General features: G+C 70.3%; 28 protein-coding genes and 1 other RNA gene. 15 read left to right on the top strand and 14 right to left on the bottom strand.

Annotation, left to right across the window (positions count from 1 at the left end):
* Nucleotides 1-31 precede the first annotated feature (31 nt).
* Entirely contained in the window at nt 32-1,246 is a 1,215-nt protein-coding gene (locus ACE3TA_RS12720; protein ID WP_374574200.1) for a class I SAM-dependent methyltransferase, read from the bottom strand.
* A 240-nt stretch (nt 1,247-1,486) separates the two neighbouring features.
* Here ACE3TA_RS12720 and groES point away from each other — a divergent pair, with 240 nt between their 5' ends.
* Complete coding sequence (gene groES, locus ACE3TA_RS12715) at nt 1,487-1,774, top strand: co-chaperone GroES (RefSeq protein ID WP_374574198.1); 288 nt, start codon at nt 1,487-1,489, stop codon at nt 1,772-1,774.
* Between the two features lie 42 nt (nt 1,775-1,816).
* Nucleotides 1,817-3,463, top strand: coding sequence for a chaperonin GroEL (gene groL, locus ACE3TA_RS12710; protein WP_374574196.1), 1,647 nt, complete (start codon nt 1,817-1,819; stop codon nt 3,461-3,463).
* Nucleotides 3,464-3,529: 66 nt separating this feature from the next.
* Here groL and ACE3TA_RS12705 read toward each other — a convergent pair whose 3' ends face one another.
* The 4 genes from ACE3TA_RS12705 to ACE3TA_RS12690 all read right to left on the bottom strand — a co-directional run bounded on the left by ACE3TA_RS12705 (nt 3,530) and on the right by ACE3TA_RS12690 (nt 6,303).
* Nucleotides 3,530-3,883, bottom strand: coding sequence for a phage holin family protein (locus ACE3TA_RS12705; RefSeq protein ID WP_374574194.1), 354 nt, complete (start codon nt 3,881-3,883; stop codon nt 3,530-3,532).
* Nucleotides 3,884-3,963: 80 nt separating this feature from the next.
* Entirely contained in the window at nt 3,964-4,737 is a 774-nt protein-coding gene (locus ACE3TA_RS12700) for a 3-hydroxybutyrate dehydrogenase (protein ID WP_374574192.1), read from the bottom strand.
* Between the two features lie 15 nt (nt 4,738-4,752).
* A complete protein-coding gene (locus tag ACE3TA_RS12695; RefSeq protein ID WP_374574190.1) occupies nt 4,753-5,916 on the bottom strand; it encodes a patatin-like phospholipase family protein in 1,164 nt (387 codons plus the stop codon).
* A gap of 126 nt (nt 5,917-6,042) precedes the next feature.
* Complete coding sequence (locus ACE3TA_RS12690) at nt 6,043-6,303, bottom strand: helix-turn-helix domain-containing protein (protein ID WP_374574188.1); 261 nt, start codon at nt 6,301-6,303, stop codon at nt 6,043-6,045.
* A gap of 287 nt (nt 6,304-6,590) precedes the next feature.
* On the opposite strand from ACE3TA_RS12690, the gene ACE3TA_RS12685 reads away from it, so the two are divergent.
* The 3 genes from ACE3TA_RS12685 to ACE3TA_RS12675 all read left to right on the top strand — a co-directional run bounded on the left by ACE3TA_RS12685 (nt 6,591) and on the right by ACE3TA_RS12675 (nt 9,051).
* A complete protein-coding gene (locus tag ACE3TA_RS12685; RefSeq protein WP_374574186.1) occupies nt 6,591-7,007 on the top strand; it encodes a rubrerythrin family protein in 417 nt (138 codons plus the stop codon).
* A gap of 71 nt (nt 7,008-7,078) precedes the next feature.
* Nucleotides 7,079-8,440, top strand: coding sequence for a (Fe-S)-binding protein (locus ACE3TA_RS12680; protein WP_374574184.1), 1,362 nt, complete (start codon nt 7,079-7,081; stop codon nt 8,438-8,440).
* 17 nt (nt 8,441-8,457) lie between these two features.
* Entirely contained in the window at nt 8,458-9,051 is a 594-nt protein-coding gene (locus tag ACE3TA_RS12675; protein ID WP_374574182.1) for a DUF3501 family protein, read from the top strand.
* A 54-nt stretch (nt 9,052-9,105) separates the two neighbouring features.
* Here the strand turns inward: ACE3TA_RS12675 and ACE3TA_RS12670 are convergent, their stop codons facing one another.
* A complete protein-coding gene (locus ACE3TA_RS12670; protein ID WP_374574180.1) occupies nt 9,106-9,768 on the bottom strand; it encodes an Hsp20/alpha crystallin family protein in 663 nt (220 codons plus the stop codon).
* A gap of 217 nt (nt 9,769-9,985) precedes the next feature.
* Here ACE3TA_RS12670 and ACE3TA_RS12665 point away from each other — a divergent pair, with 217 nt between their 5' ends.
* Entirely contained in the window at nt 9,986-10,720 is a 735-nt protein-coding gene (locus ACE3TA_RS12665) for a hypothetical protein (RefSeq protein ID WP_374574178.1), read from the top strand.
* A gap of 123 nt (nt 10,721-10,843) precedes the next feature.
* On the top strand, nt 10,844-12,556 hold the full coding sequence (locus ACE3TA_RS12660) for an ATP-binding protein (RefSeq protein WP_374574176.1): 1,713 nt from the start codon (nt 10,844-10,846) through the stop codon (nt 12,554-12,556).
* Here ACE3TA_RS12660 and ACE3TA_RS12655 read toward each other — a convergent pair.
* The 5 genes from ACE3TA_RS12655 to ACE3TA_RS12635 form a co-directional block, all read right to left on the bottom strand.
* Nucleotides 12,553-13,392, bottom strand: a complete 840-nt coding sequence (locus ACE3TA_RS12655; RefSeq protein WP_374574174.1) for a YmdB family metallophosphoesterase — start codon at nt 13,390-13,392, stop codon at nt 12,553-12,555. The two genes, ACE3TA_RS12660 and ACE3TA_RS12655, sit on opposite strands and share 4 nt — an antisense overlap.
* 9 nt (nt 13,393-13,401) lie before the next feature.
* Nucleotides 13,402-13,986 carry a 5-formyltetrahydrofolate cyclo-ligase gene (locus ACE3TA_RS12650; protein ID WP_374574172.1) on the bottom strand — a complete coding sequence of 195 codons (585 nt, stop codon included), beginning with the start codon at nt 13,984-13,986 and terminating at the stop codon, nt 13,402-13,404.
* A gap of 40 nt (nt 13,987-14,026) precedes the next feature.
* Nucleotides 14,027-14,188: non-coding RNA, 6S RNA (ssrS, locus tag ACE3TA_RS12645), on the bottom strand.
* Nucleotides 14,189-14,242: 54 nt separating this feature from the next.
* On the bottom strand, nt 14,243-14,569 hold the full coding sequence (locus ACE3TA_RS12640; protein ID WP_374574170.1) for a cell division protein ZapA: 327 nt from the start codon (nt 14,567-14,569) through the stop codon (nt 14,243-14,245).
* Nucleotides 14,570-14,572: 3 nt separating this feature from the next.
* Nucleotides 14,573-14,854 carry a DUF4164 family protein gene (locus tag ACE3TA_RS12635; RefSeq protein WP_374574168.1) on the bottom strand — a complete coding sequence of 94 codons (282 nt, stop codon included), beginning with the start codon at nt 14,852-14,854 and terminating at the stop codon, nt 14,573-14,575.
* Between the two features lie 137 nt (nt 14,855-14,991).
* Here ACE3TA_RS12635 and tkt point away from each other — a divergent pair, with 137 nt between their 5' ends.
* From tkt to fba, 6 genes are all read left to right on the top strand, one after another.
* The gene (gene tkt, locus ACE3TA_RS12630; RefSeq protein WP_374574166.1) at nt 14,992-16,968 is read left to right on the top strand and encodes a transketolase; all 1,977 of its coding nucleotides are present in this window, start codon (nt 14,992-14,994) and stop codon (nt 16,966-16,968) included.
* A 4-nt stretch (nt 16,969-16,972) separates the two neighbouring features.
* Nucleotides 16,973-18,175 (top strand): formate-dependent phosphoribosylglycinamide formyltransferase, encoded by a 1,203-nt coding sequence (purT, locus tag ACE3TA_RS12625; RefSeq protein ID WP_374574164.1) that lies wholly within the window; start codon nt 16,973-16,975, stop codon nt 18,173-18,175.
* 71 nt (nt 18,176-18,246) lie between these two features.
* Complete coding sequence (locus ACE3TA_RS12620) at nt 18,247-18,723, top strand: GNAT family N-acetyltransferase (RefSeq protein ID WP_374574162.1); 477 nt, start codon at nt 18,247-18,249, stop codon at nt 18,721-18,723.
* A 161-nt stretch (nt 18,724-18,884) separates the two neighbouring features.
* A complete protein-coding gene (gap, locus tag ACE3TA_RS12615) occupies nt 18,885-19,892 on the top strand; it encodes a type I glyceraldehyde-3-phosphate dehydrogenase (RefSeq protein WP_374574160.1) in 1,008 nt (335 codons plus the stop codon).
* 125 nt (nt 19,893-20,017) lie between these two features.
* Nucleotides 20,018-21,223: a phosphoglycerate kinase gene (gene pgk, locus ACE3TA_RS12610; protein ID WP_374574158.1), complete on the top strand. Its 1,206-nt coding sequence runs from the start codon at nt 20,018-20,020 to the stop codon at nt 21,221-21,223.
* 23 nt (nt 21,224-21,246) lie between these two features.
* Entirely contained in the window at nt 21,247-22,332 is a 1,086-nt protein-coding gene (fba, locus tag ACE3TA_RS12605; RefSeq protein ID WP_374574156.1) for a class II fructose-bisphosphate aldolase, read from the top strand.
* 124 nt (nt 22,333-22,456) lie between these two features.
* Here the strand turns inward: fba and ACE3TA_RS12600 are convergent, their stop codons facing one another.
* From ACE3TA_RS12600 to ACE3TA_RS12590, 3 genes are read right to left on the bottom strand one after another with little or no spacing between them, the layout of a single operon-like run.
* Nucleotides 22,457-23,494, bottom strand: a complete 1,038-nt coding sequence (locus ACE3TA_RS12600; RefSeq protein WP_374574812.1) for a quinone-dependent dihydroorotate dehydrogenase — start codon at nt 23,492-23,494, stop codon at nt 22,457-22,459.
* A 5-nt stretch (nt 23,495-23,499) separates the two neighbouring features.
* Nucleotides 23,500-23,838 carry a DUF952 domain-containing protein gene (locus tag ACE3TA_RS12595; protein ID WP_374574154.1) on the bottom strand — a complete coding sequence of 113 codons (339 nt, stop codon included), beginning with the start codon at nt 23,836-23,838 and terminating at the stop codon, nt 23,500-23,502.
* Nucleotides 23,835-24,335, bottom strand: coding sequence for a histidine phosphatase family protein (locus tag ACE3TA_RS12590; RefSeq protein ID WP_374574152.1), 501 nt, complete (start codon nt 24,333-24,335; stop codon nt 23,835-23,837). The genes ACE3TA_RS12595 and ACE3TA_RS12590 overlap by 4 nt, the downstream gene beginning before the upstream one ends.
* A gap of 90 nt (nt 24,336-24,425) precedes the next feature.
* On the opposite strand from ACE3TA_RS12590, the gene ACE3TA_RS12585 reads away from it, so the two are divergent.
* Complete coding sequence (locus ACE3TA_RS12585; protein WP_374574150.1) at nt 24,426-25,583, top strand: homoserine O-acetyltransferase; 1,158 nt, start codon at nt 24,426-24,428, stop codon at nt 25,581-25,583.
* On the top strand, nt 25,580-26,230 hold the full coding sequence (gene metW, locus ACE3TA_RS12580; RefSeq protein ID WP_374574148.1) for a methionine biosynthesis protein MetW: 651 nt from the start codon (nt 25,580-25,582) through the stop codon (nt 26,228-26,230). Before ACE3TA_RS12585 ends, metW begins: the two co-directional genes overlap by 4 nt.

The following is a 26,230-nucleotide window of genomic DNA, read 5'->3' as shown; positions in this document are numbered from 1 at the left end:
CCGGCTGTTCCAAGGGAAAACGGCTCACAGCTCAGGCGGCGATCCGGCGCGGCGCCTCCAGGGCCCGCTCGGCCTCGGCGATGTAGTCGCGCGTCAGCGGCACGGCCTCGCCCCGCCGGGCGAGCTGGAGCTGGAAGACCATGTGGCCGCGCACGCGGAAGGCCAGCTCGCTGACCACCAGATAGAACTCCCACATCCGGCAGAACCGTTCGTCGTAGAGCCTGGCGATCTCCGCCCGCCGCGCCATGAAGCGGGCGCGCCAGCGTTTGAGCGTCTCGGCGTAGTGCAGGCGCAGGATCTCGATGTCGGCGACCACCAGCCCGGCGCGCTCGACCGCCGGCAGCACCTCCGAGAGCGCGGGGATATAGCCGCCGGGGAAGATGTATTTGGCGATCCACGGCTGGGTGACGTCCGGCCCGTCGCTGCGGCCTATGGAGTGGATCACGGCGACCCCGTCGTCGGCGAGGTGCGCGGCCACCGCGTCGAAATAGGCCTGGTAGTTGGGCCGGCCCACATGTTCGAACATGCCCACCGAGACGATCCGGTCGTAGCGGCCCCTCACGTCGCGATAGTCGGTCAGGAAGAAGCGGACGTGCTCCTCCATGCGCGCGTCCGCGGCCCGCGCCCGGGCCAGGGCGAGCTGTTCCTGCGACAGGGTCACGCCGTCGACGTCCACCGGACAGTAGCTCGCCAGGCTGAGCGCCAGTCCGCCCCAGCCGCAGCCGATGTCCAGCACCCTCTGGCCCGGCTCCAGGCGCAGCTTGGCGGCGATGTGGCGCTTCTTCGCCGCCTGGGCCTCCTCCAGGGTCATCTCCGGGCGGGCGAAATAGGCGCAGGAGTACTGCATGTCCTCGTCGAGGAAGCGCCGGTAGAAGTCGGTCGACAGGTCGTAGTGGTGGGCCACGTTGCGCCGCGAGGCGCGCCGGCTGTTGGCCTGCATGCGCCGGTCCAGCCACCAGCGGCCGAGCGCCCCGCCGGCCGGCTTGGCCACCGGAAAGCTGCGCGCCATGAGGTCCATCAGCGCGTAGAGCCCGCCCTCCTCCACGGTCAGGGCCCCGGCCATGTAGGCTTCGCCGGCGGCCAGCGCCGGCCGCGCGGCCACGCGCGCGCACCACAACGGATCGGTGAGGGACGCGGCGATCCTGGGGCCGGTCCCGTCGCCGAGCTCCAGTCTCGCGCCCCCCGGCAGGCGCACGCTCAGCGCCCCATGCCGCACATGGTTTTTCAACAGGTCTTGAAGGCTCATTTCAGCTAAATCCCGCTCGCCCGCACCCTTCGGCCAACGCCAGCGTGACCGTCCGGTTCCCGCTCTGCGGGTCCCGCGGGGCGGATCGCCCAGAAATTTCGCAGGGCCGTTTGCTTGACTCCGCCGGCCTGCTTGCCTACGTCCCGCGCGGCGTTAGCACTCGAGGGCCGCGACTGCTAACATTGCGGTCTCGGGCGCAGCCCAACCCATTCCAACCGTCTCGAACGGAGAGATACTCAAATGGCGTTTCGTCCTCTGGGAGACCGCGTCCTCGTGAAGCGCGTCGAGGAAGAACAGAAAACCAAGGGCGGGATCATCATCCCCGACACCGCGAAGGAAAAGCCGCAGGAAGGCGAAGTCCTCTCCGTCGGCCCCGGCGCGCGTGACGACAACGGCAAGGTGCAGCCCCTCGACGTGAAGAAGGGCGACCGCATCCTCTTCGGCAAGTGGTCCGGCACCGAAGTGAAGATCGACGGCGAGGATCTCCTGATCATGAAGGAGAGCGACATCCTGGGCGTCGTCGAGTGAGCGCCCGGTCCCGCGAAAACCCCAATCTGAAAGAGCAGGAAAATGGCCGCTAAAGACGTCTATTTCTCTTCCGACGCGCGCGACCGCATGCTGCGCGGCGTCAACACCCTGGCCAACGCGGTCAAGGTGACCCTGGGCCCGAAGGGCCGCAACGTCGTCATCGAAAAGTCGTTCGGCGCCCCGCGCTCGACGAAGGACGGCGTGTCCGTCGCCAAGGAAATCGAACTGGCTGACAAGTTCGAGAACCTGGGCGCCCAGCTGATCCGCGAAGTCGCCTCCAAGACCAACGACAAGGCCGGCGACGGCACCACCACCGCCACCGTCCTGGCCCAGGCCATCGTGGTCGAGGGCCTGAAGTCCGTGGCTGCGGGCATGAACCCGATGGACCTGAAGCGCGGCGTCGACAAGGCGGTCGCCAAGGTCGTCGAGGAGATCAAGGGCACCTCCAAGAAGGTGACCACCAACTCCGAAATCGCCCAGGTCGGCACCATCTCCGCCAACGGCGACCTCGAGGTCGGCGAGATGATCGCCAAGGCCATGGACAAGGTCGGCAACGAAGGCGTGATCACCGTCGAGGAAGCCAAGACCGCCGAGACCGAACTCGACGTCGTCGAAGGCATGCAGTTCGACCGCGGCTACCTGTCGCCCTACTTCATCACCAACGCCGACAAGATGGAGGCCGAACTCGAAGAGCCGCTGATCCTGCTCTTCGAAAAGAAGCTCTCCTCGCTGCAGCCGCTGCTGCCGGTGCTGGAAGCGGTGGTCCAGTCGGGCCGCCCGCTGCTGATCATCGCTGAAGACGTCGAAGGCGAAGCGCTGGCCACCCTGGTGGTCAACAAGCTGCGCGGCGGCCTGCGCGTCGCGGCGGTCAAGGCGCCGGGCTTCGGCGATCGCCGCAAGGCCATGCTGGAAGACATCGCCATCCTGACCGGCGGCCAGCTGATCAGCGAAGACCTGGGCATCAAGCTCGAGAGCGTCACCCTGGAGATGCTCGGCCGCGCCAAGAAGGTGTCGATCACCAAGGACGACACCACCATCGTGGACGGCTCGGGCGAGAAGGACGGCATCGAAGCCCGCATCGCCCAGATCAAGCGCCAGATCGAAGACACCACCTCCGACTACGACCGTGAGAAGCTGCAAGAGCGTCTCGCCAAGCTGGCCGGCGGCGTGGCGGTGATCCGCGTCGGCGGGGCCACCGAAGTCGAAGTGAAGGAAAAGAAGGACCGCGTCGACGACGCCCTGAACGCGACCCGCGCGGCCGTGGAAGAAGGCATCGTTCCCGGCGGCGGCGTGGCTCTGCTGAAGGCGTCCAAGGCGCTTGAAGGCCTGAAGGGCGACAACGACGACCAGGACGCCGGCATCGCCATCGTCCGCCGCGCCCTGCAGGCGCCGATCCGTCAGATCTCGGAAAACGCCGGGGTCGAAGGCTCGATCGTGGTCGGCAAGGTGCTGGAGAACAACTCCGCCACCTTCGGCTTCAACGCCCAGACCGAAGAGTACGTGGACCTGGTGAAGGCCGGCGTCATCGACCCGGCCAAGGTCGTGCGCACGGCGCTGCAGGACGCCGCCTCCGTGGCCGGCCTCTTGATCACCACCGAAGCGGCCATCGTCGAAGCCCCCAAGAAGGGCGGCGCGGCTGGCGGCATGCCGGGCGGCATGCCCGGCGGCATGGGCGACATGGACTTCTAAGTCCGAGCGCTCAGCACTGAGTTGGAGAAGGGCGGAGCCGCAAGGCTCCGCCCTTTTTCTTTGGCGTCAGGCCCGCTTCGGCTCGGCCGCGACGATCGAGCCCGCCCAGCTCACTAGCCCGGTGATGATCGCCGCCAGGATCCCGGAGCCCAGGCCGTCGACGACGAAGCCCTTCAGCAGGTAGGCCACAAGGCCGATCATCGCCGCGTTCACCACCAGCAGGAACAGGCCCAGGGTGATGATGGTGAAGGGCAAGGTGAGGATCACCACGATCGGCCGGATCACCGCGTTGACGAGCCCCAGCAGCACCGCGGCGATGATCAGCGTCTTGGCGTCGACGAACGAGACGCCCGACAGGAGCTGGTCGGCCAGCCAGAGGCCGAGCGCGGCGAAGACGGCGCGTATGATGAAACGGGTCATGGCGGCCCCCGGACCGGTTGGCGAGGACCGCGACGATGCCGCGGGCGCCCGCGCGGCGCAACCGCGCGCGGCGCCGGCGGCTACTGCATGTACCAGCCGTGGCTCACCACCAGCGATTGGCCGGTGAGCGCGTTGGTGGGGAAGGAGGCGAAGAACAGGGCGGTGCGCGCCACGTCGTCGACGGTGGTGAATTCGCCGTCCACGGTGTCCTTCAGCATCACCTTCTTGACCACGTCGTCCTCGGAGATGCCCAGCTCCTGGGCCTGCTCGGGGATCTGCTTGTCCACCAGGGGCGTGCGCACGAAGCCGGGGCAGATCACGTTGGCGCGCACGCCGTGGGCCGCGCCCTCCTTGGAGACCACCTTGGCCAGCCCCTCCAGCCCGTGCTTGGCGGTGACGTAGGCCGACTTCAGGACCGAAGCCTCCTTGGAGTGGACCGAGCCCATGTAGATCACCGAGCCGCCGCGGCCGGAGGCGTACATGTGCGGCACGCAGGCCTTGGTGGTCAGGAACGCGCCGTCCAGATGCACCGCCAGCATCTTCTTCCATTCGGCGAAGGGGAACTCCTGGATCGGATGGACGATCTGGATGCCGGCGTTGGACACCAGGATGTCGATCCCGCCGAACGCCTTGACGATCTCGGCCACGCCCGCGTTCACCTCGTCCTCGGACGTCACGTCCATCGCCACGCCGATGGCGCCGCCGCCGATCTCCTTGGCCGCGGCCTGGGCGGCCTCCAGCTTCAGGTCCGCGATGGCCACGCGCGCGCCGGCCTTGGCGTAGGTCTCGGCGATCGCGCGGCCGATGCCGCTGGCCGCTCCGGTGACGATGGCGGTCTTTCCGGTCAGTTCCATGAGGCTCTCCTTGAGTCAGTGCGCCTTGGCGTGGGCCTTGGGGTTTTCACCCGCCGCGACCGTGCGGGCGGGATCGGGGTTGTTGGCGTCGAATACGCGCACGCCGCCGTTTCCGGGAAGCCTCCAGTCGGGCCGCGCGAGGGCGGCGCCGGCGTCGTCGAGCCCGGCCCGCCAGTGGCGGTCCACCGACAGGCGCGAGAACTCGTAGTCCTTGGAGAAGCCCTCTCCGGGGGCGTTGCGGTAGATCAGATGCACCAGGGTCAGGCCGCTGGTCTTGGCGTGGGCGCGCAGGAGTTGAACGTCCGGATCGTGCGCGGCCTCCGGCGGCAGGCGCTCGAGCACCCGCGAGAAGGCCCTGGCCAGGGCGTGCCGTTCGCGCGCCACGTCGGTGTTCAGGCGCGTGCGGCTGGAATAGGTGATCTCCTTGGCGCGGCGCGCCACCTGGGCGAGGTTTTCCGGCATCGGCCCGCGCGCGCCGAACAGGTCCACCTGGAACACCAGCAGGTCGTGCGCCGTCGACACGTCCATCACGTATTGCAGCGGCGTGTTGGAGACGAGGCCGCCGTCCCAATAGGCCTCGCCGTCGATCTCCACGGGCGGGAAGCCGGGCGGCAGGGCGCCGCTGGCCAGGATGTGCTCGGGGCCGAGCTTGCGCTCAGCGCTGTCGAAATAGGTGAAGTTGCCGGTGCGCACATTGACCGCGCCGACGCTGAGCCGGACCTCGCCGTGGTTGATCCGGTCGAAGTCCACGAGCCGCTCCAGGGTCGAGCGCAGCTCTGAGGTGTCGTAGTAGCTCAGCGCGCCGGGCGAGCCGTCCAGGTGCAGGTGCGGCGAGGGCACGCGCGGGGTGAAGAAGCCGGGCGCGCCGGTCAGCACCGTCGTCATGGCGCTGGCGCCTAGGAACATCCCGTCGAACGCCTCGCCGAACATGGGATTGAACGCCACGCGCCCGGACACCGTGGTCCAGAAGTCGCGCAGCCGCTCCACGCGCTTGTCCGGCGGATTGCCGGCGATGATCGCCGAATTGATCGCGCCGATGGAGATGCCGGCCAGCCAGTCGATCCGGGGCGCGTGCTGCGCCAGCGCCTCGAAGGCTCCGGCCTGGTACGCGCCCAGCGCGCCGCCGCCCTGCAGCACCAGGGCCGTCGTCCTGGCGCCCGCCTTGGTGTCGTCAGCCATGCGATCCCCTTTTCATCCGACTGACCCATAGCCGGGCAGTGCGTCAGTCGCCTCAAGGGAAACTCACAAGCTTGTCAGGGGTGGCGCCGGGCCTGGGCGGGCGCCCAGGATTTCGGCGGGCCGGGCTCAGAACGGGCGGATCTGCGAGAGGTCGACGCCCTTGGCGAAGAGCAGGCCGGCCGGCACGCGCAGGGCGCCGATCACCGCGCGCATCTGCCGGGAGGACAGCGTCTGGCGGCCCAGTTCGGCGCGGGTCACCTCGCGCTCGGTGACGCACGCCGCGCTCGCCAGCTCCTCCACGCTGAGGCCCCGCGCCTCGCGGATCGCCCGCAGCCGGCGGCCCAGGCTCTGCTGCTTCGGATCGATGGACGGAAACGGAATGATCATGGCGACTTCCCTTCGCGCCTCTGCGTGCGGCGCGCCGACGGGCCCCAGGAGACGCCCATTATGGGCGGTCATCAAGTCGTCGTTCAGATTGCGCAAAAGGAAGATGTCGGATTGGACTTCGTGCGAATGATATTAATTCGCAAATCGAGCATCTCTATTTAGACGATAAAATAAATCGATTGGGTCTATTCACTACGGCAAGCATAATGGCCAGTGGGCGTTAGTGCGCTTGGGCCTGCTCCGCCGGCGCGACGCTGTCCGACATATTCGATCCACGGGAGAGAGACATGACCCTAGCCGCCAGCAAGACCCTGCAGAACCTGAAGGACGCCTTCTCCGGCGAAAGCCAGGCCAACCGCCGCTACCTGTACTTCGCGCAAAAGGCTGACGTGGAAGGCTACAACGACGTGGCCGCGGTGTTCCGCTCCACCGCCGAAGGTGAAACCGGCCACGCCCACGGCCACCTGGAGTTCATGGAATCCGTCGGCGACCCGGCCACCGGCCTGCCGATCGGCTCCACCAGCGACAACCTGAAGGCCGCCATCGCCGGCGAAACCCACGAGTACACCGACATGTACCCGGGCATGGCGCGCACGGCCCGCGAAGAAGGCTTCGACGAGATCGCCGACTGGTTCGAGACCCTGGCCAAGGCCGAGAAGTCGCACGCCGGCCGCTTCCAGCGCGCCCTGGACACGCTCGACTGATCCGCAGCGACGCCTGAACGGCGGCGGGCGAGCCCCGCCGCCGACCCTGCGATCAGCCCAAGGAATCCGCCGTGGCCGACAGTCCGACCAAGCCGCCGCGCGAGGGCAGCCTCGACGCGCCCTTCCGCCACCCCATCGAATGGCGCGACGAAGCCTATTACGACCTCGAAGCCATCGAGAAGGAGATGGAGCGCGTCTTCGACATCTGTCACGGGTGCCGGCGCTGCTTCAATCTGTGCGACAGCTTCCCCAAGCTGTTCGACATGGTCGACGAGGGCCCGACGGGCGAGCTGGATGGCGTGCCGAAGGAGGACTACGCCAAGGTCGCAGAGGCCTGCACGCTCTGCGACATGTGCTTCCTGACCAAGTGCCCCTACGTGCCGCCGCACGAGTTCAACCTGGACTTCCCGCACCTGATCCTGCGCTACCGGGCCGCCAAGCGGCGCGCCGAGGGCGGCGACTTCGTGCGCGAGCAGCTCGGCAGGACCGACCGCAACGGCAAGCTGGCCAAGCCGCTGGCGGGCCTGGCCAACTGGGCGACGGCGCGCGAGAACACGCCCCTGCGCAAGCTGATGGAGGCGATCGCCGGCATCGACGCCGAGGCCGAGCTTCCCAAGTACTATTCCAAGACCGCCGAGGACCGCCTGGCGGTTCCGATCGCGCCGGACCCGGCCGGTCCGGCCGCCGGCAAGCGCAAGGTCGCGCTCTATGCGACCTGCTTCGTCGACTACAACGCCCCCGACACCGCCACGGCGGCCGCCAAGGTGCTGGCCAGGCAGGGCGTCGAGGCCAGGCTGGTCTATCCCGAATGCTGCGGCATGCCCCAGCTCGAGGCCGGCGACCTCGCCGACGTGGCCGGCAAGGCCGAGCGGGTGGCCAGGGCCTTCGCCCCCTACATCGACGACGGCTACGAGGTGGTGGCGCTGACCGCCAGCTGCGGCCTGATGATGAAGTTCGAGTGGCCGCTGATCCTGCCCGAGAACGAAGCGGTCAAGAAGCTCGCCGCCGCTACCCGCGACATCTGCGAGTACGTGGTCGACATCGCCCGCAACGAGGGGCTGGCCGAGGGCCTGCAGCCGGTGCCCGGCGGCGTCACCGTCCACCACGCCTGCCACGCCCGCGCGCAGAACATGGGCGCCAAGTCGGCCGAGATGCTGCGCCTGATCCCCGACACCAAGGTCGAGCTGGTCGAGCGCTGCTCGGGCCACGGCGGCACCTTCGGGGTGATGAAGGAGACCCGGCCGATGGCGGTGAAGGTGGGCAAGCCCGCCGCCCGCCAGGTGGCGCAGAAGGGCTCGGAGACCCTCTGCTCGGACTGCCCGCTGGCCTGCAAGCACCTGGGCCAGTTGCTCAGCGCCGAGACGCCGGACGCGGTGCAGCCCAAGCAGGCCCATCCCATCGAGATCTTCGCACGCGCCTACGGCGTGCTCTAGCCCGGAGGATCGCAGCCATGCCCCAGGACCTTCGCCGGATCACGCCGCAGGACATCATCCCCGACGCCGAGTTCGCCAAGGTGCGCAAGGAGCGGCGCGCGGCGCTGCTGCCCATGAAGCGCCTGCGCCGGGTCGAGCTGGGCCCGGTGTGCACGGTCTATTTCGAGTGCTTCGAGACCATGCTCTTCCAGATCCAGGAGATGCTGCTGATCGAACAGGGCGGCGAGGAGCAACTGGCCGACGAGCTGGCCGCCTACAACCCGCTGGTGCCGCAGGGCTCGGAGCTGGTGGCCACGGTGATGTTCGAGATCGACGACCCGGTGCGCCGCGACGCGATCCTGGCGCGCCTGGGCGGCGTCGAGGAGCACTTCTTCCTGCAGGTCGGCGCCGACAAGATCCTGGGCGTTCCCGAAGGCGACGTCGAACGCACTCGCGAGGACGGCAAGACCAGCTCGGTGCACTTCCTGCACTTCGCGCTGAAGCCCGAGCAGATCGCCGTGTTCCGCGATCCGGGCACGACGATCATGATCGGCTGCGACCACGAGGGCTACAGCCACCTGGCCGGTCTGACCCCGGCCACGCGCGCCGAGCTCAGCCGCGATTTCGCCTGACCAAACGCTTGACCACGCCGCGGGACCGGCGGCCGGCCCCGCGGCGGTGATCGGTCAGCCCTTGATCTTGATCTGCTCGCCCTGGGCGGCGGCTTCCACGCGCTTGGGCAGGGTGATCGTCAGCAGTCCGTCGCGGAAGCTGGCGTCGACGGCCTTGGCGTCGGCGTCCCCGGGGATCGGGAAGGTGCGCTCGAAGCGGCCGAAACGGCGCTCGCTCAGCCGGTAGGCCGAGGTGGCTTCCTCGCCCTGCTCGGCCTTGTGGCCGCAGATGCTGATCAGGCCGTTGCGGGCGTGGACGTCGATGTCCTCCTTGCGCAGGCCGGGCAGCTCGACGGAGAGCGTGTAGGCCTTGTCGGTCTCGCGCACGTCGGTCGGCGGCAGGCCGATCAGCGGGGCGGGGCTGAACGCGGCGAAGGGGCGCGCGGCCCGAAGGCCCGGAAAGGCGCCGAAGCCGGTCATCTGCCGCCACATGTCGTCGAACCAGCGGTTCATGTCCATCTGCAGGCCGAAGAAGGAATCGAGCGCCTCCAGGCCCGAGCGACGGGCGCTTTCGGCCATGGCGCGCCCGGCTTCCACGGCGGCCGGCGGCGTCATGCCCGCGGCGGGCTGGCCCTCGGCGAAGCTGCGCGGCTCGGCCGCGGCGCGGCGCGCGCCGTCGCCGGATTCGCGAACCTGAATCTTGGCGCTTTCCTGGGATGTGGTCTGAGGCTCGGCCATGTGGGAGCTCCCTTGATCGAGTTGCGAGGAACGCGGCCCTGCGCTCCCTGCCCCCACAATCCGCCAGCCGTCGGCGGGTTCCTCGCTCCGAAGATGAATTTCTCGCGTCGGGAACCCGGCCGCCAAGGCTGTTACGCGCGCGTTACCGGCGCGGCCCATTTCCGCCCGAGCCGACGGGCAGGGTCCACGGCGAAGACAGCCGCAGATCCGGACCTATATGCGCCATTTCCTGCTCCTCGCCGCCGCCGCGACGACCCTGGCCGCGGCGGCCCACGCCGCGCCCTCCGACGACCAGCCGCCCGGTCCCCCGCCGGACGGCCGCGGCGGGCCGGGCGGTCCCGGCGGCCCCGGCGGGCCGCATCGGGAGCGGCTGTTCATCGCCCCGGACGGCGAGCCGTTCCGCCAGGAGGACGGACGCGCGGCCTGGTTCGCCCGCGCCGACGCCAACCATGACGGCGTCCTGACCCTGGACGAGTTCCGCGCCGACGCCATGCGCTTCTTCAAGGTGCTCGACGCCGACCATGACGGCGTGATCAGCGGCGAGGAGAACCAGGTCTACGAAACGAAGATCGCTCCGGAGATCACCCGCCTGTCGCTCGGCGGGCCGGGCGGCGGCGGCGGGCCGCGTGGAGGAGGCGGCGGGCCTCCCGGCGGCGGACGCGAGGGCGGCGGCGGCGGCGGCGCCAAGCGCGAGCGCATCGGCCGCGAGGGCGCGGCGCGCTTTTCCATGCTCAACGAGCCGCAGCCCGTGCGCGGCGCGGACTTCAACCTGGACTTCCGCATCACCGCCGACGAATGGGCCAAGGCGGCGTCCAGGCGCTTCGCCCTGCTGGACAAGGACGGCGACGGCCGCCTGACCCTGGACACCCTGCCCCACGCCCCGAACGCCGGGCCGCCCGAGGACGGCAAGCGCCGCAAGCGCGGCGATCGCGGCCCGCCCCCGCCTCAATAGCGCCTCCTGGGCGCGGCAACCCTCGGTTCACCATTTCGCCTGAGGCTGACGAAGCGTTGGGCCGCAGGACCGAAGGTGGCGATGTTCGGGAAATCAGGGTCGCGCACGGCGACCGCCCAAGGCGTGCTTGATCAGCGCCTCGACAACATGGCGCGCGACGCGCGGCGCACCACGCTCGCCCGCCTGGTCACCGCCGCCCTCGCCGCCGCCCTGATGGTGGTCAATTTCGGCTGGTTGGTCAGCCTCGGCTGGGTGGTCCTGCTGGCCCTGGCCGAAAGCTGGACCTTCGCGGCGAGCCGCCGCCAGGTGAGGGGTGAAGACGCCTCCCGGCTCGGCCGGCTCAACTACCTGATCGGCGTCCTGTTCATGACCTGCGTCTGGTCGGGCGCGGGCGTGCTCTACTGGCGCACGGGCGATCCGGCCCTGCGCATCGCCGCCCTCTGCTACTTCACCGGACAACTGATGCACGCCCAGGCGTTCACCGCGCGCTCGCGCGCGGCGCTGTTGCTGGTCGGCGGCGTTCCGGCGATCGTCGCCGTGACGCTGATCGTCACGTCGGGCTTTTCCGGCGCGCCGCTGCTCACGGTCACGGCCGGGGTGCTGCTGGTGATCGGTTATTTCCTGGCCGCGGCGGGCATCAACCGCCGCGCCGCCGAGGAGCTGGAAGCGGCCAAGGCCGACGCGGTGATGGCCAGCCAGGCCAAGTCGGCGTTCCTGGCGATGATGAGCCACGAACTGCGCACGCCCATGAACGGCGTCCTGGGGATGGCCAGGGCGCTGAAGGACGGCCCGCTGGAGCCGCGCCAGGCCGAGCAGGCCGACATGCTGATCCGCTCCGGCGACACCCTGATGGCCATCCTCAACGACATCCTGGACCTGTCGAAGGTGGAGGCCGGCAAGCTCGACCTGGAGGAAGAGGCCTTCGACCTGCCGGACCTGGCGCGGCGGGTCTGCGACCTGTGGCTGGAGCCGGCCGCGGCCAAGAATCTGCGCCTGCTCTGCGTGGTCGACCCGGCGACGCCCCAGTGGGTGATGGGCGATCCCACGCGCATCCGCCAGATCATGCTGAACCTGGTGTCCAACGCCCTGAAGTTCACCTCCGAGGGCTGCGTGCGCCTGACCCTGCGCCCGGCCCGGGGCGAAGGCGTCGAGATCTGCGTCGACGACACCGGCATCGGCATGTCGGCCGAGCAGCAGGCGCGCCTGTTCCAGCCGTTCACCCAGGGCGACGCCAGCATCGCCCGCCGCTTCGGCGGCACGGGCCTGGGCCTGGCCATCTGCCGCGAGCTCGTCGCCCTGATGGACGGGGACATCTTCGTGGAGAGCGCTCCGGGCGAGGGCGCCACGTTCCGCGTCACCCTGCCCCTGGCGGCCGTCGACGCGCCCGCCCCGGCCGAGCCGCCCGCCCAGCCGCAGGGCGGCGTGGAAGCCCTGCGCCTGCTCGTGGTCGAGGACAACAAGATCAACCAGGCCGTGGCCCGCGCCGTGCTGGAGGCGGCCGGCGCGGTGGTGGAGACCGCCGACGACGGGATCTACGCCCTCGAGATGCTGCGCGACCGCGACTACGACCTGGTGCTGATGGACGTGCACATGCCGCGCATGGACGGCGTGGAGACCCTGCGCCGCATCCGCGAGGGCGAGGCGGGCGTGGCCCGCGACCTGCCGGTGGTGGCGCTCACCGCCGACGCCATGGCCGGCGAGGACAAGCGGCTCATGCGGCTGGGCTTCGACGCGGTTCAGGCCAAGCCGATTTCACCGGCCGATCTGATCGCCGCCATCGCCGCGGGCGTGGGCGGCGGAACGCGCGAGGCCGGCCGCCGGTCCCGCGTGGCCTAGAGCGCGCGCGCCGTCTCCACCTCGGGGACATGGGCGGACAGCCGCCCGCCCACGCGGATCGGCTCGACCCTGCGCGCCAGGCCCGTCGCCGGATCGGTCTCGACGAAGACGCCGCAGACGGTGGCCGGCCCTTCCGCGGGCTTGAACCGCCCGCCGGAGATGCGGGTGGTGAAGCGCCGCAGCGGCTCTTCCTTCTGGTTGCCGATCACGCTGTCATAGTCGGCGCAGGCGCCCGCGTCGGTCTGGTAGGCGGTGCCGCCCGGCAGGATCTGGGCGTCGGCGGTCGGCACGTGGGTATGGGTGCCCACCACCAGGCTCGCGCGGCCGTCGCAGAAATGGCCCATGGCCATCTTCTCGGAACTGACCTCGGCGTGCATGTCCACGACGATGGCGTCGGCCACGGCCCCGAGCGGGCAGGCTTCCAGCTCTCGGTCCACCGCGCCGAAGGGATCGTCCAGCGGATCCATGTAGACCCGGCCCAGCAGGTTGATCACCAGGACCCGCCGCCCCGCCTCGGTCTCGAAAAGCTGGGCGCCGCGGCCGGGCGCGTCGGACAGCACCGGATAGTTCAGCGGCCGGATCAGGCGCGGCTCGCGCACGATGTAGGTCAGCGCCTCCTTCTGGTCCCAGGAATGGTTGCCCAGGGTCAGGCAGTCGGCGCCGGCGTCGAACAGCTCACGGGCGGTGGACTCGGTGATCCCGAAACCCGCCGCGGCGTTCTCGGCGTTGACGATCACGAACTCCAGGCCCAGGCGCCGGCGCAGTCCCGGCAGGTGCTCGGTCAAGCCATCGCGGCCCGAGCGGCCCACCACGTCTCCAAAGAAGGCAAATCTCATCAGGTCGTCCTATCGGAACTCCCTATACCCCGTTTCGGTCAAAATGGCGTCCAGCCGCTGGTCGTGGGCGTCCAGCTCCAGCCGATCGACCTCCTGGCCGGCGTAGGCGAGGCCGAGGACGAACACCGATCCGGCGCCGCGCAACTCCGCCAGCGTGCGGTCGTAGTGGCCTCCGCCCTGCCCCAGCCGTCCGCCGAACCGGTCGAAGGCCAGGAGGGGCGTCATCACCAGGTCGGGCGTGACGAGCGGCGCGTCCGGTCCGGGCGCCTGGGCGCCCATGGCGTCCCTTGCGAGCACCGCGTCCGGCGCCCACAGGCGAAACTCCAGGGGACTGTCGCGGTCCACCGTCACCGGCAGGGCCAGGCTGGCGCCCGCCCCGCTCTGCCGCTGCAGGGCGAGCAGCGCCGGACGCGGATCGATCTCCGCGCCGACCGGATGGTAGGCGGCGACGACACGGGCCTCCCCGGCCAGGCCCGCCGGCAGGTGGGCGGCCGCCGCCTCGGCCGCGCCGGGGTTCGCGGCCGCCAGCTCGCGGCGCAGGGCGCGCAGGCGGCGGCGCAGCTCGGACTTGGCGGAAGAGGCGTCGAGGGTCACGCGCGGACCTTAGGCGGCTGAAGCTTTGCGGGAAAAGGGTGGCGGCGCCGCGTGAGCCGTGAAGGGCGGTTTAAATCCCCTCGACCTGGAAGACCAGGTGGGCGCCATGTGCCCGGCGCCACGGCTCCGGACAGGGACAGCTCCCTTCGAGATGATTAAGGTCGCTGGGATATGTTGCCTTCGACGAGAGCCGCAGCAGGACCCGCCGCCGCTGAAGGTAGGGGTTCGCCGGCCAAACCACAACGGGGGCGAAGCGTCAGTCCCCGGCCAGTTCCTCGATGCGCCGCGCGGCGCGCTCCAGGGCCGAGGCCGCGCGGGCCTCGATGCGGGCGTTGTCCGATTGCAGACGGGCCAGTTCGCCCTGGATCGCGGTCATCCGCGCCCGGGTGTCGCTCATCTCGTCGGCCAAGAGCAGGGCCGCCATCAGGAACAGCCGCGTCTCGCCGAGCTGGCCCATGTCCTGGGAGACCTGCCGCACGAGCCGGTCGAACATCCGCGCCAGGTCCAGCAGGTGGCCCTCCTGGCCGTCCTCGCAGCCGACGCTGTAGGGCCGGCCGTTCACGTCGATGGTGAGCTGGGCCATGGCCTATTCCCCCGCCGGCGCCGCCGCGGGCGCGCTGAGGACGGAGCGGATCTCGGCGATGGCCCGGCCGAGCGCTTCGGAGGCCGCCGCGCCGGCCTCCTCGAGCTGGCGTTCGCGCGATCGCACCTTGTCGAGCTCGGCGGCGAGCTTCGCCGTATCGGCGTCCAGCGGCGCGGCGGCCGTGAAGCCCTCGCCCGTCGTCAGCTTCTGTTCCAGGCGCGCGACGGCGCGCTCAAGCCGCTTGGCGGCCTGGTCGATGGCGCTTTCGCTCGGCTCACGGATCATTCCGCACTCCCAGGGTGTGGCTCCCAATCTATAGACCGCGTGAGGGCGTGATCGAAAGCGCTTGCTTTTCTTGACCCTCGCCGCGCCGCGTGCCACCCCCCGCTCGCCGCGCATCGACCACCTGGGGCCCCACACGCATGTCCGCACCGCAACCAACCATGGCCGACGCCATCCGCGTTCTTTCGATGGACGCGGTCGAACAGGCCGCCTCAGGCCACCCGGGCATGCCGATGGGCATGGCGGACGTGGCCACGGTCTTGTGGACCAGGTTCCTGAAGTACGACGCCGCCAAGCCTGACTGGGCCGATCGCGACCGTTTCGTGCTGTCGGCCGGCCACGGCTCGATGCTGCTCTACTCGCTGCTGCACCTGACCGGCTTCAAGGCCATGACCATGGATCAGGTGAAGAACTTCCGTCAGTGGGGCTCGATCACCCCCGGTCACCCCGAGTACGGCCACACGCCGGGCGTGGAGACCACCACCGGGCCGCTCGGCCAGGGGATCGCCACCTCCGTCGGCATGGCGATGGCCGAGCGTCACTTGGCCGCACGCTTCGGCGACGACCTGGTCGACCACCGCACCTGGGTGGTGGCCGGCGACGGCTGCCTGATGGAGGGCGTCAGCCACGAGGCCATCGCCCTGGCCGGCCGGCTGAAGCTTTCCAAGCTCACCGTTCTCTGGGACGACAACAACATCACCATCGACGGGCCGATCACCCTGTCGGAGACGGGCGACCAGATGGCCCGCTTCAAGGCCGCCGGCTGGGCCGTGAAGGCGATCGACGGCCACGACGCCGGCCAGATCCGCCGCGCGCTCGCCTGGGCGACCAAGCAGGACAGGCCAAGCCTGATCGCCTGCCGCACGCACATCGGCCGCGGCGCGGCGACCATGGAAGGCAGCCACAAGACCCACGGCTCGGCCCTGGGCGCGGCCGAGATCGCCGCCACCCGCCAGAAGCTGGGCTGGACCTGGGACCCCTTCGTGGTGCCCGACGAGATCCTCAAGCCCTGGCGCGCCGCCGGCCGCAAGGGCCGCAAGCACCGCCGCGCCTGGGAGGCGCGCCTGGCCGCCTCGCCGCACAAGGCCGTCTTCGAGCGGGCGATGAAGGGCGAGCTGCCCGCCGACGCCTTCGAGCGGCTGGACGCCCATATCGCCGAGGCCGTGGCCTCCAAGCCCGCGGCGGCCACCCGCCAGCACTCCGGCTCGGCGCTGGACGCCCTGTTCCCGGCGATCCCGGAGATGGTCGGCGGCTCGGCCGACCTGACCGGCTCGAACAACACCTTCGTCAAGAACACCCAGACCTTCGACGCCCCCGACTACGCCGGCCGCTATGTGAACTACGGCGTGCGCGAGCACGGCATGGCCGCGGCGATGAACGGCATGGCCCTGCACGGCGGGGTGATCCCCTACGGCGGCACCTTCCTGGTGTTCTCCGACTACAGCCGCCCGGCGATCCGCCTGGGCGCGCTGATGGGCGTGCGCGTGGTTCACGTCATGACCCACGATTCCATCGGCCTCGGCGAGGACGGGCCCACTCACCAGCCGGTGGAGCACGTGGCCTCGCTGCGCGCCATGCCGAACCTGATGGTCTTCCGCCCGGCCGACGCGGTGGAGACCGCCGAGTGCTGGAAGGTCGCCCTGACCCATAAGGCGACGCCCTCGGTGATGGCCCTGTCGCGCCAGAAGGTTCCGGCCGTGCGCGTCGAGGCGGCCGAGGAGAACCTCTCGGCCAAGGGCGCCTATGAGCTGGCGGCCGCTTCGGCCCCGGCCAAGGTGACGATCTTCGCCACCGGCACCGAGGTGTCGATCGCGCTCGACGCCCGCAAGGCGCTGGAGGCCGACGGCGTGCCGACCCGCGTCGTCTCGGTTCCCTGCTGGGAGCTGTTCGCCGCCCAGCCGGCGCGCTACCGCGCCCAGGTGATCGGCAAGGCGCCGGCGCGCGTGGCCATCGAGGCCGGCGTCGGCTTCGGCTGGGAGCGCTTCATCGGCGAGGACGGCGCCTTCGTGGGCATGACCGGCTTCGGCGCCAGCGCCCCGGCCGATCGGCTGTACAAGGAGTTCGGGATCACCGCCGAGGCGGTCGTCGCGGCGGCCAAGGCGAAGCTGGGGGACTGACGCCATGCGCCTGGGCACGCCGCTCTCCGCCTCCGCCTTCAAGGTCATGCTGCTGGGCTCCGGCGAGCTCGGCAAGGAGGTGGTGATCGAGCTGCAGCGCCTGGGCGTGGAGGTGATCGCCGTCGATCGCTACGCCGACGCCCCGGCCCAGCAGGTGGCCCACCGCGCGCACGTCATCGCCATGACCAACGCCAAGGCCCTGCGCGCCCTGGTCGAGGCCGAGCGGCCGAACCTGATCGTGCCGGAGATCGAGGCGATCGCCACCGACGAGCTCGCCGCGATCGAGGCCGAGGGCCTGGCGACCGTGATCCCCACGGCGCGCGCCGTGCAGCTCACCATGAACCGCGAGGGCATCCGCCGGCTGGCGGCCGAGGAGCTGGGGCTGCCCACCTCCACCTACGCCTTCGCCTCGTCGGAGGCCGAACTGGCCGCCGCGGCGCGCGATGTCACCGGCTTTCCCTGCTTCGTGAAGCCGGTGATGTCGTCTTCGGGCAAGGGCCAGAGCTATGTCGAGGGGCCCGGCGAGATCGCCCAGGCCTGGCGCTACGCCATGGAAGGCGGGCGGGTGGAGCAGCCGCGCGTCATCGTCGAGGGCCGCATCGACTTCGATTTCGAGATCACCCAGCTCACCGTGCGCTCGCGGGCGGCCGACGGCTCGATCCAGACCAGCTTCTGCGCGCCGATCGGCCACCGCCAGGTGAAGGGCGACTATGTGGAAAGCTGGCAGCCCCAGCCGATGAGCGCCCCGGCCCTGGCGCTGGCCCGCGCCATCGCCGGCAAGGTCACCGAGGCCCTGGGCGGGCTCGGCATCTTCGGCGTCGAGCTCTTCGTGAAGGGCGACGAGGTGTGGTTCTCGGAGGTCAGTCCCAGGCCGCACGACACCGGACTGGTGACGCTGGTCACCCAGCACCAGAGCGAGTTCGCCCTGCACGCCCGCGCGATCCTCGGCCTGCCGGTGGACGTGAGCCTGCGCGAGCCGGGCGCGAGCGCGGTGATCTATGGCGGCATGGACGCCAAGGCGATCGCCTTCGAAGGCGTCGACGAGGCCCTGGGCGTCCCCGGCGCGGACCTGCGCCTGTTCGGCAAGCCCGAGGCGTTCGAGCGGCGGCGCATGGGCGTGGCCCTGGCCCGCGCGACCGATGTCGACACCGCCCGCGCCCGCGCGCGGGAAGCCGCCGGCAAGGTGCGGCCCGTCCGCGGGGACTGACCCTTCGGGCGCGTCTCGACGGCTCGCGGGGCGGGCGTAAGCTGTCCGACGCCCTCGTCCGGAGTTTCGCCGTGAAAGTCGCCCTCGCCCCTGTCGCCTTCGCCGACAAGGGCGTGCTGCGGCCGCTGTTCGACGCCTACCAGATCGCTTACGCCGACCTGACCGAGCCGGCGCGCGCCAAGGGATCTCCCTGCGACGATCCCTGGTTCGACGCCTACTGGATCGAGCCGGAGCGCATTCCGCTATGGATCCTGGCCGACGGCGAGCGGGCGGGCTTCGCGCTGGTCAACCGGGTGTCGCCCTCGGGCCTGGGCTGCGACCGGGCCGTGGCCGAATTCTGCGTCCTGCCGGAACATAGGCGCGCGGGCGTCGGGCTGGCCGCGGCGCGCGCCCTGTTCGGGCGCTATGAAGGCGTGTGGGAGCTGAAGGTCCACCGGGCCAACGCGCCGGGGCTGGCGTTCTGGGAAAAGGCGATCGGCGCCGAGGCGCCCGCCTATCACGACGTCCTGGAGCGTCCCGACGAGGTGATCCACCGCTTCACGCGTTGAGCCGACGGGGCGATCGGGGCGCTGTCACCTTTCGACCCCAGACTGGACCTGATCTTGCTAGGGGACCGCCCGGGGGTTGACTCAGGGCCTGTCGGCCTCAACAACCCGCCCCAAATTAAGCCAAAAGGCCCCTTTCGGGCCGCTACGAGGAGAACTCCACCATGACCGTTCGCGTCGCGATCAACGGATTCGGCCGCATCGGCCGGCTCGTCCTTCGCTCGATCGTCGAGCACGGGCGGCGCGATATCGAGGTCGTCGCCATCAACGACCTGGGCCCGGTGGAGACCAACGCGCACCTGCTGCGCTACGACAGCGTGCATGGCCGCTTCCCCGGCGAGGTGAAGGTCGACGGCGACACGATCGACGTGGGCTTCGGCAAGATCAAGGTCACGGCGATCCGCAACCCCGCCGAGCTGCCCCACAAGGAGCTGGGCGTCGACATCGCCCTGGAATGCACCGGCCTGTTCACCACCAAGGAGAAGGCCAGCGCCCACCTGGAGGCCGGCGCCAAGCGCGTGCTGGTCTCGGCGCCCTGCGACAACGCCGACAAGACCATCGTGTTCGGCGTGAACCACGACACCCTGACCAAGGACGACCTGGTCGTCTCCAACGCCTCGTGCACCACCAACTGCCTGGCGCCGGTCGCCAAGGTCGTCCACGACCTGTGCGGCATCGAGCGCGGCTACATGACCACGATCCACGCCTACACCGGCGACCAGCCGACCCTGGACACCATGCACAAGGACCTCTACCGCGGCCGCGCCGCGGCCATGTCCATGATCCCCACGTCCACCGGCGCGGCCAAGGCCGTCGGCCTGGTGCTGCCGGAGCTGAAGGGCAAGCTGGACGGCTCGTCGATCCGCGTGCCGACCCCCAACGTCTCGGTGGTGGACCTGAAGTTCGTGCCCGGCCGCTCGGTCACCAAGGAAGAGATCAACGAGGCCCTGCTGGCCGCCGCCAACGGCCCGCTGAAGGGCGTGCTGGCCACCACCAACGACCCGCTGGTGTCGATCGACTTCAACCACGTGGACGCCTCGTCCACGGCGGCCCTGCCCCAGACCCAGGTGATCGAAGGCCAGCTCGGCCGCGTCTTGTCCTGGTACGACAACGAGTGGGGCTTCTCCACGCGCATGAGCGACACCGCGCTCGCCATCGCCAAGCTGATCTGAGCCCTGCCGCATCCTGTCCCGTCCCCGCCGCTCGCCGCGGCGCGGGACGGACCTGAGGCCACACCCACCGAGCGCCCGGACAGACCCCGGGTCCCGGCCTGCGCCGGGATGAGCGGAGCTACGGAATGACCTTCAAGACCCTCGACGACGCCGATCTGGCCGGCAAGCGCGCCCTGGTGCGCGTCGACCTGAACGTGCCGGTGCACCGGGAAGAGGGCGGCGACGCCCAGGTCACCGACGACACGCGGCTGCGGGCCGCCGTGCCCACCATCGAGAAGCTGCGCGCCGGAGGGGCCAAGGTGATCCTGCTCGCGCACTTCGACCGGCCCAAGGGCAAGGTCGTGCCGTCGATGAGCCTGGAGCCCATCGCGCCCGCCCTGGCCAAGGTGCTCGGCGCGCCCGTCGCCTTCGCCCATGACTGCGTCGGCGACGTCGCCAAGACCGCGGTCGACGCGCTGAAGGCCGGCGACGTGCTCCTGCTGGAGAACGTCCGCTACCACCCCGGCGAGGAAGAGAACGACGCCGAGTTCGCCAAGGCGCTCGCCGCCAACGGCGATCTCTACGTCAACGACGCCTTCTCCGCGGCCCACCGGGCGCACGCCTCGACCGAGGGCCTGGCGCACCTGCTGCCGGCCTATGCGGGCGAACAGATGCGGCGCGAACTCACCGCGCTCGACAAGGCGCTCGGCAATCCTCAGCGCCCGGTGCTGGGCATCGTCGGCGGCTCGAAGGTCTCCAGCAAGCTCGACCTGCTGCGCAACCTGGTCACCAAGCTGGACAAGCTGGCCATCGGCGGCGGCATGGCCAACACCTTCCTCTACGCCCAAGGCCATGATGTCGGCGCCTCCTACTGCGAGAAGGAGATGGCCGAGACCGCCCGTGAGATCATCCGCCTGGCCGGCCAGAACAACTGCAAGCTCTTCCTGCCGCTGGACATCGTCGTGGCCGAGAAGATGGCCCCCGGCGCCCCGGCGCGGGTTCGCGGCCTTGGCGAGGTCGACGACGACGAGCGCATCCTCGACGCCGGTCCCGAGACCGTGGAGCGCCTGTGCCGGGCGATGGAGAATTCCAAGACCCTGATCTGGAACGGCCCGCTGGGCGTGTTCGAGATCCCGCCCTTCGACAAGGGCACGGTCGAGGCCGCCCGCAAGGCCGGAGAGCTCGCCAAGGCCGGGAAGCTGGTGGCGGTGGCTGGCGGCGGTGATACGGTGGCGGCGTTGAACCATGCCGGCTGCGCGGGCGACTTCACGTTCGTCTCGACGGCGGGCGGCGCGTTTCTTGAATGGATGGAAGGCAAGAGCCTGCCCGGCGTGGCGGCCCTGGCCCAATAAGATACGAAGGACGAAGCGGCGACATGGCCCGGATCACTCTGAGACAGCTTCTGGATCACGCCGCCGAGCACGGCTACGGCGTGCCGGCGTTCAACATCAACAACATGGAGCAGGCCCTGGCGATCATGGAGGCCGCCGAGGCCACCGACTCGCCGGTGATCATGCAGGCCAGCCGCGGCGCCCGCTCCTACGCCAACGACATCGTCCTGAAGCACCTGATCGACGCCATGGCGGAGATGTATCCGCAGATCCCAATCTGCATGCACCAGGACCACGGCAACAACGAAGCCACCTGCGCCACGGCCATCCAGTACGGCTTCACCTCGGTGATGATGGACGGCTCGCTGAAGGCCGACGGCAAGACCCCCGCCGACTACGACTACAACGTCCGCGTGACCCGCAACGTGGTGGACATGGCCCACTGGGTGGGCGCCAGCGTCGAGGGCGAGCTGGGCGTGCTGGGCTCGCTGGAGACCGGCATGGGCGAGAAGGAGGACGGCCACGGCTTCGAGGGCAAGCTCGAGCATGACCAGCTCCTGACCGACCCGGAGCAGGCCGTCGAGTTCGTGAAGGCCACCGAGGTCGACGCCCTGGCCATCGCCATGGGCACCAGCCACGGCGCCTACAAGTTCACCCGCAAGCCGGACGGCGCGGTGCTGGCGATGAACGTGATCGAGGAGATCCACCGCCGCCTGCCCAACACCCACCTGGTGATGCACGGCTCGTCGTCCGTGCCGCAGGAGCTGCAGGACATCATCAATCAGTACGGCGGCCAGATGCCCCAGACCTGGGGCGTGCCGGTCGAAGAGATCCAGCGCGGCATCAAGAACGGCGTGCGCAAGATCAACATCGACACCGACAACCGCATGGCCATGACCGGCGCCATCCGCAAGGTCTTCGCCGAGCACCCGGAAGAGTTCGACCCGCGCAAGTATCTGAAGCCCGCCATGCAGGCCATGCGCGCGGTCTGCGAGCAGCGCTTCCAGGAATTCGGCACCGCCGGCAACGCCTCGAAGATCAAGCCGATCCCGATGTCGGCCATGGCCAAGCGCTACGCCGCCGGCGAGCTGGCCCCCAAGATCGGCATTTCGCGCCAGGCCGCGGAATAGCCCGAAAGAACGTCGCCGCGCCGCAGACCTTTTCGTCGCCAGAAAGGTCGACCGGCTCGGATACGTGGCGGAGCGGCGATGGGGGCGGTGTCACACCCCCATCGCCCCGCGTTTTCCTGAGAACCTAGGCCGCGCCCACGGCCTCGGCCACGGATGAGAATCCGTCGGCGCGGAGGCGCTCGGCGAGGTCGGCCTTGATGCGGCCCACGAGCCCGGGCCCCTCGTAGACCATCGCCGAATAGAGCTGCACGGCGTGCGCGCCGGCGCGGATCTTGGCGTAGGCGTCCGCCCCCGAGGCGATTCCGCCCGCGCCGATCAGCACCAGCCGCCCGGCCGCGGCCGTGTGGAACCGCCGCAGCATCTGCGTCGACAGCGTCATCAGCGGCGCGCCCGACAGCCCGCCCGTCTCGCCGGCGAAGCGCGACGTCAGCGGCGGGCGCGAGATGGTGGTGTTGGAGACGATGATCCCCTCCAGGCCGTGGGCCAGCACCGTCTCGACGATGGCCTCGACCTCGCCATCCTCCAGGTCGGGCGCGACCTTCAGGAACATCGGAACGCGGCCCTCGGCCGGCAGGCCGTCGCGCGCCTCGGCCAGGCGGCCCAGCAACTCCTCCAGCGCGGCCTTGGTCTGCAGGGCGCGCAGGCCCGGCGTGTTGGGCGAGGAGATGTTGATGGTGAAGTAGCTCGCCAGGCCCCACAGGCGCTTCAGCCCGGTCACATAGTCGCCGATGCGGTCGGCCGCGTCCTTGTTGGCGCCGATGTTGGCCCCGACGATCCCCGCCGCGCGGGCCTGGCGCAGGCGCGCGGCGAAGGCTTCGAGGCCGCCGTTGTTGAAGCCCATGCGGTTGATCACCGCCCGGTCCTCGGTCAGGCGGAAGAGCCGGGGCCTGGGATTGCCCGCCTGCGGCAGCGGCGTGACCGTGCCGCATTCCACGAAGCCGAAGCCCGCCGCCAGCATGGGCGCGAAGACCTCGGCGTTCTTGTCGAACCCGGCGGCCAGGCCCACCGGATTGGCCAGCTTCAGTCCGGCGAGGTCGGTCGCCAGGATCGGATCGTCGCCGCCGCCGCGCGGACCTAGGCCCATCTTCAGTGCACGGATCGTCAGGCCGTGGGCGTCCTCCGGATCGAAGGCGTGCATCAGCCGTGCGGCGAGGTCGTGCAGGCCGCTCACGCCTCGACCTCCACCCGCGGCGCTCCGTCCTCGCCCAGCGGCGCGACGCGCACGGCGCGCACCAGGCTGGTGTCGAGCGGCCGGTAGAGATGGGGGAAGAGATCGCCGCCGCGGGCGGGCTCCCACTTCAGGTCGGGCAGGTCGTCCGCCTCCACCTCCAGCACCACCAGCCCGTCCTGGCCCTTGAACCACTTGGCCGCCGTGGCCTGGGCCTGGGCGGCGGTGGAGAAATGGATGTAGCCGTCGGCCAGGTCCACGGCCGAGCCCTGGAAGCTGCCGGCCGCCCGCGCCGCGTCCCACTCGGCGCGCGACAGGATCTTGTAGATGCGGCTCATCCCCGGTCCCTGGGCGGGAAGAACAGGCCGTCGTAGGCAGGCCGGCCCGCCGCGTCGATCAGGAAGACCGCCGCCGCGGCGGTGGGAAACTGGTTGGCGGCGCGGGAGATCAGGGCCTGGCCGCTGGCGCCCTCGATCAGCAGCTCCACCGCCAGCTCCTGCAGGCCCGGATTGTGGCCCACCACCATGACCGTGCGCGCGGTGCGTCCCGCCCGCTCGGCCAGCTCGCGCACCACGCCGGAGGGGGCGTGGTAGAGTTCCTCCTCCACGGACACCTGCGCGTCGGGGAACACCGGAGCGGCGGCCTGCCAGGTGGCGCGGGCGCGCGCCGCCGCCGAGACCAGCGCCACGTCCGGCGTGAAGCCCATCTCCGCCAGGATGTCGGCCATGGCGCGCGATTCCCGCTCCCCGCGCGGGGTGAGGCCACGATCAAAATCCTCGCCGCTGGCGGATTGATGCTCGGCCTTGCCGTGCCGGAACAGGATCAGCCGGTCCATTCTCTCTCCATCGCTTCGGCCTGTCATAGCCGCGCCGGCGGCCTACGCGAAGCGGTTGACAGGGGGCAGACTAGACGGTCCAAGGCGGCCATGACCATTGCGGTTGAGGCTGAAGCTGGGCTGGCGAGCGGCGGGGGCGTGATGCGCTTCCCGGCGGACAGGCCGCTGCGCCTGGATTCCGGCGCCGTGCTCGCCCCCCTGGAGATCGCCTACGAGACCTACGGCGAACTCAACGCCGACAAGTCCAACGCCATCCTGGTGTGCCACGCGCTCACCGGCGACCAGTACGCGGCCTCGCCCCACCCCACCACCGGCAAGCCCGGCTGGTGGCACAAGGTGATCGGGCCGGGCCTGCCGCTCGACCCGTCCCGGTTCTTCATCATCGCCTCCAACGTGATCGGCGGCTGCATGGGCTCGACCGGGCCGGCCTCGATCAATCCCGAGACGAACCAGCCCTACGGCCTGGCCTTCCCGATGATCACCATCGCCGACATGGTGCGGGCCCAGGCCATGCTGGTGGAGGCGCTGGGCGTGGAGACCCTGTTCGCCGTGGTCGGCGGCTCGATGGGCGGCATGCACGTGCAGCAGTGGGCGGCCGACTATCCGGAGCGGATGGCCAACGCCGTGTGCATCGCCGCCGCGCCGCGCCACTCGGCCCAGAACATCGCCTTCCACGAGGTGGGCCGCCAGGCGATCATGGCCGATCCCGACTGGCGGGGCGGCGCCTACCTGACGCTCGGGGTGCGCCCGGACAAGGGCCTGGCCGTGGCGCGCATGGCCGCGCACATCACCTACCTCTCCGAGCCGGCGCTGCAGCGCAAGTTCGGCCGCGAGCTGCAGCGGGACGGCCTGTCCTGGGGGTTCGACGCCGACTTCCAGGTGGAGAGCTATCTGCGCCACCAGGGCTCGACCTTCGTCGACCGCTTCGACGCCAACTCCTACCTCTACATCACCCGCGCCCTGGACTACTTCGACCTGGCGGCGAGCTACGGCGGGGTGCTGGCCGGGGCGTTCCGCAACGCCCGGCACGTGCGCTTCTGCGTGCTCTCCTTCTCCTCGGACTGGCTCTATCCCACCGCCGAGAGCCGCGACATCGTGCGGGCGCTGAACGCCGCCGGCTGCCGCACCAGCTTCGTGGAGATCGAGACCGACAAGGGCCACGACGCCTTCTTCCTCGACGAGCCGCTGCTGGATTCGGCGCTGCGCGGCTTCATCAATTCGGCGGCCCAGGCGCGGGGTCTTTCGTGAGCGTCCTGCGCGAGGACTTCCGCGAGATCCTCCGGCTCGTGCGCCCCGGCTCGCGCGTGCTCGACGTGGGCTGCGGCGAGGGCGAGCTCCTGGAGCTGCTGACCCAGGAGAAGGACGTCCAGGGCCAGGGCCTGGAGATCAGCGGCGAGGGCGTCTCGGCGTGCCTGGCCAAGGGCCTGTCGGTGGTGCAGGGCGACGGCGACCGCGACCTGGACTATTTCCCGGCCAAGGCCTTCGACTATGCGATCCTGTCCAAGACCCTGCAGCAGATGCGCGAGCCGCGGCACGTGCTGAACGAGCTCCTGCGGATCGCTGACCACGCGGTGGTCTCGGTGCCGAACTTCGGCCACTGGCGGGTGCGCCTGGCGCTGCTGGTGAACGGCCGCATGCCCGAGACCAGCACCCTGCCCGACCCCTGGTGGTCGACGCCCAACATCCACCTGTGCACCCTGCGCGACTTCACCGCGCTTTGCGCCGACCTGGACCTGCGCATCGACGCCTGCGCGGCGATCAGCCTGGGCCAGCCGGCGCGGCCGATCGATCCGGCGCGGCCGATCGAGAACTGGCGCGCGGAATCGGCGCTCTACCTCTTGAGCCGGCGCCAGTCGCCCGCCCCGCCGGCGCCGAAGACCGACCTGTTCGACTAG

The sequence above is a fragment of the Phenylobacterium sp. genome (assembly GCF_041916435.1).
GTDB lineage: Bacteria > Pseudomonadota > Alphaproteobacteria > Caulobacterales > Caulobacteraceae > Phenylobacterium.
Note: the sequence above shows the minus strand (reverse complement) of the source record. Positions and strands in the feature narration are given on the sequence as shown.

Bases quoted from the DNA above. Each gene is read 5' to 3' on its own strand.
- ACE3TA_RS12720 (WP_374574200.1), bottom strand. From the start codon at position 1,246: ATGAGCCTTCAAGACCTGTTGAAAAACCATGTGCGGCATGGGGCGCTG.
- groES (WP_374574198.1), top strand. From the start codon at position 1,487: ATGGCGTTTCGTCCTCTGGGAGACCGCGTCCTCGTGAAGCGCGTCGAG.
- groL (WP_374574196.1), top strand. From the start codon at position 1,817: ATGGCCGCTAAAGACGTCTATTTCTCTTCCGACGCGCGCGACCGCATG.
- ACE3TA_RS12705 (WP_374574194.1), bottom strand. From the start codon at position 3,883: ATGACCCGTTTCATCATACGCGCCGTCTTCGCCGCGCTCGGCCTCTGG.
- ACE3TA_RS12700 (WP_374574192.1), bottom strand. From the start codon at position 4,737: ATGGAACTGACCGGAAAGACCGCCATCGTCACCGGAGCGGCCAGCGGC.
- ACE3TA_RS12695 (WP_374574190.1), bottom strand. From the start codon at position 5,916: ATGGCTGACGACACCAAGGCGGGCGCCAGGACGACGGCCCTGGTGCTG.
- ACE3TA_RS12690 (WP_374574188.1), bottom strand. From the start codon at position 6,303: ATGATCATTCCGTTTCCGTCCATCGATCCGAAGCAGCAGAGCCTGGGC.
- ACE3TA_RS12685 (WP_374574186.1), top strand. From the start codon at position 6,591: ATGACCCTAGCCGCCAGCAAGACCCTGCAGAACCTGAAGGACGCCTTC.
- ACE3TA_RS12675 (WP_374574182.1), top strand. From the start codon at position 8,458: ATGCCCCAGGACCTTCGCCGGATCACGCCGCAGGACATCATCCCCGAC.
- ACE3TA_RS12670 (WP_374574180.1), bottom strand. From the start codon at position 9,768: ATGGCCGAGCCTCAGACCACATCCCAGGAAAGCGCCAAGATTCAGGTT.
- ACE3TA_RS12665 (WP_374574178.1), top strand. From the start codon at position 9,986: ATGCGCCATTTCCTGCTCCTCGCCGCCGCCGCGACGACCCTGGCCGCG.
- ACE3TA_RS12655 (WP_374574174.1), bottom strand. From the start codon at position 13,392: ATGAGATTTGCCTTCTTTGGAGACGTGGTGGGCCGCTCGGGCCGCGAT.
- ACE3TA_RS12640 (WP_374574170.1), bottom strand. From the start codon at position 14,569: ATGGCCCAGCTCACCATCGACGTGAACGGCCGGCCCTACAGCGTCGGC.
- ACE3TA_RS12635 (WP_374574168.1), bottom strand. From the start codon at position 14,854: ATGATCCGTGAGCCGAGCGAAAGCGCCATCGACCAGGCCGCCAAGCGG.
- tkt (WP_374574166.1), top strand. From the start codon at position 14,992: ATGTCCGCACCGCAACCAACCATGGCCGACGCCATCCGCGTTCTTTCG.
- purT (WP_374574164.1), top strand. From the start codon at position 16,973: ATGCGCCTGGGCACGCCGCTCTCCGCCTCCGCCTTCAAGGTCATGCTG.
- gap (WP_374574160.1), top strand. From the start codon at position 18,885: ATGACCGTTCGCGTCGCGATCAACGGATTCGGCCGCATCGGCCGGCTC.
- pgk (WP_374574158.1), top strand. From the start codon at position 20,018: ATGACCTTCAAGACCCTCGACGACGCCGATCTGGCCGGCAAGCGCGCC.
- fba (WP_374574156.1), top strand. From the start codon at position 21,247: ATGGCCCGGATCACTCTGAGACAGCTTCTGGATCACGCCGCCGAGCAC.
- ACE3TA_RS12595 (WP_374574154.1), bottom strand. From the start codon at position 23,838: ATGAGCCGCATCTACAAGATCCTGTCGCGCGCCGAGTGGGACGCGGCG.
- ACE3TA_RS12590 (WP_374574152.1), bottom strand. From the start codon at position 24,335: ATGGACCGGCTGATCCTGTTCCGGCACGGCAAGGCCGAGCATCAATCC.
- ACE3TA_RS12585 (WP_374574150.1), top strand. From the start codon at position 24,426: ATGACCATTGCGGTTGAGGCTGAAGCTGGGCTGGCGAGCGGCGGGGGC.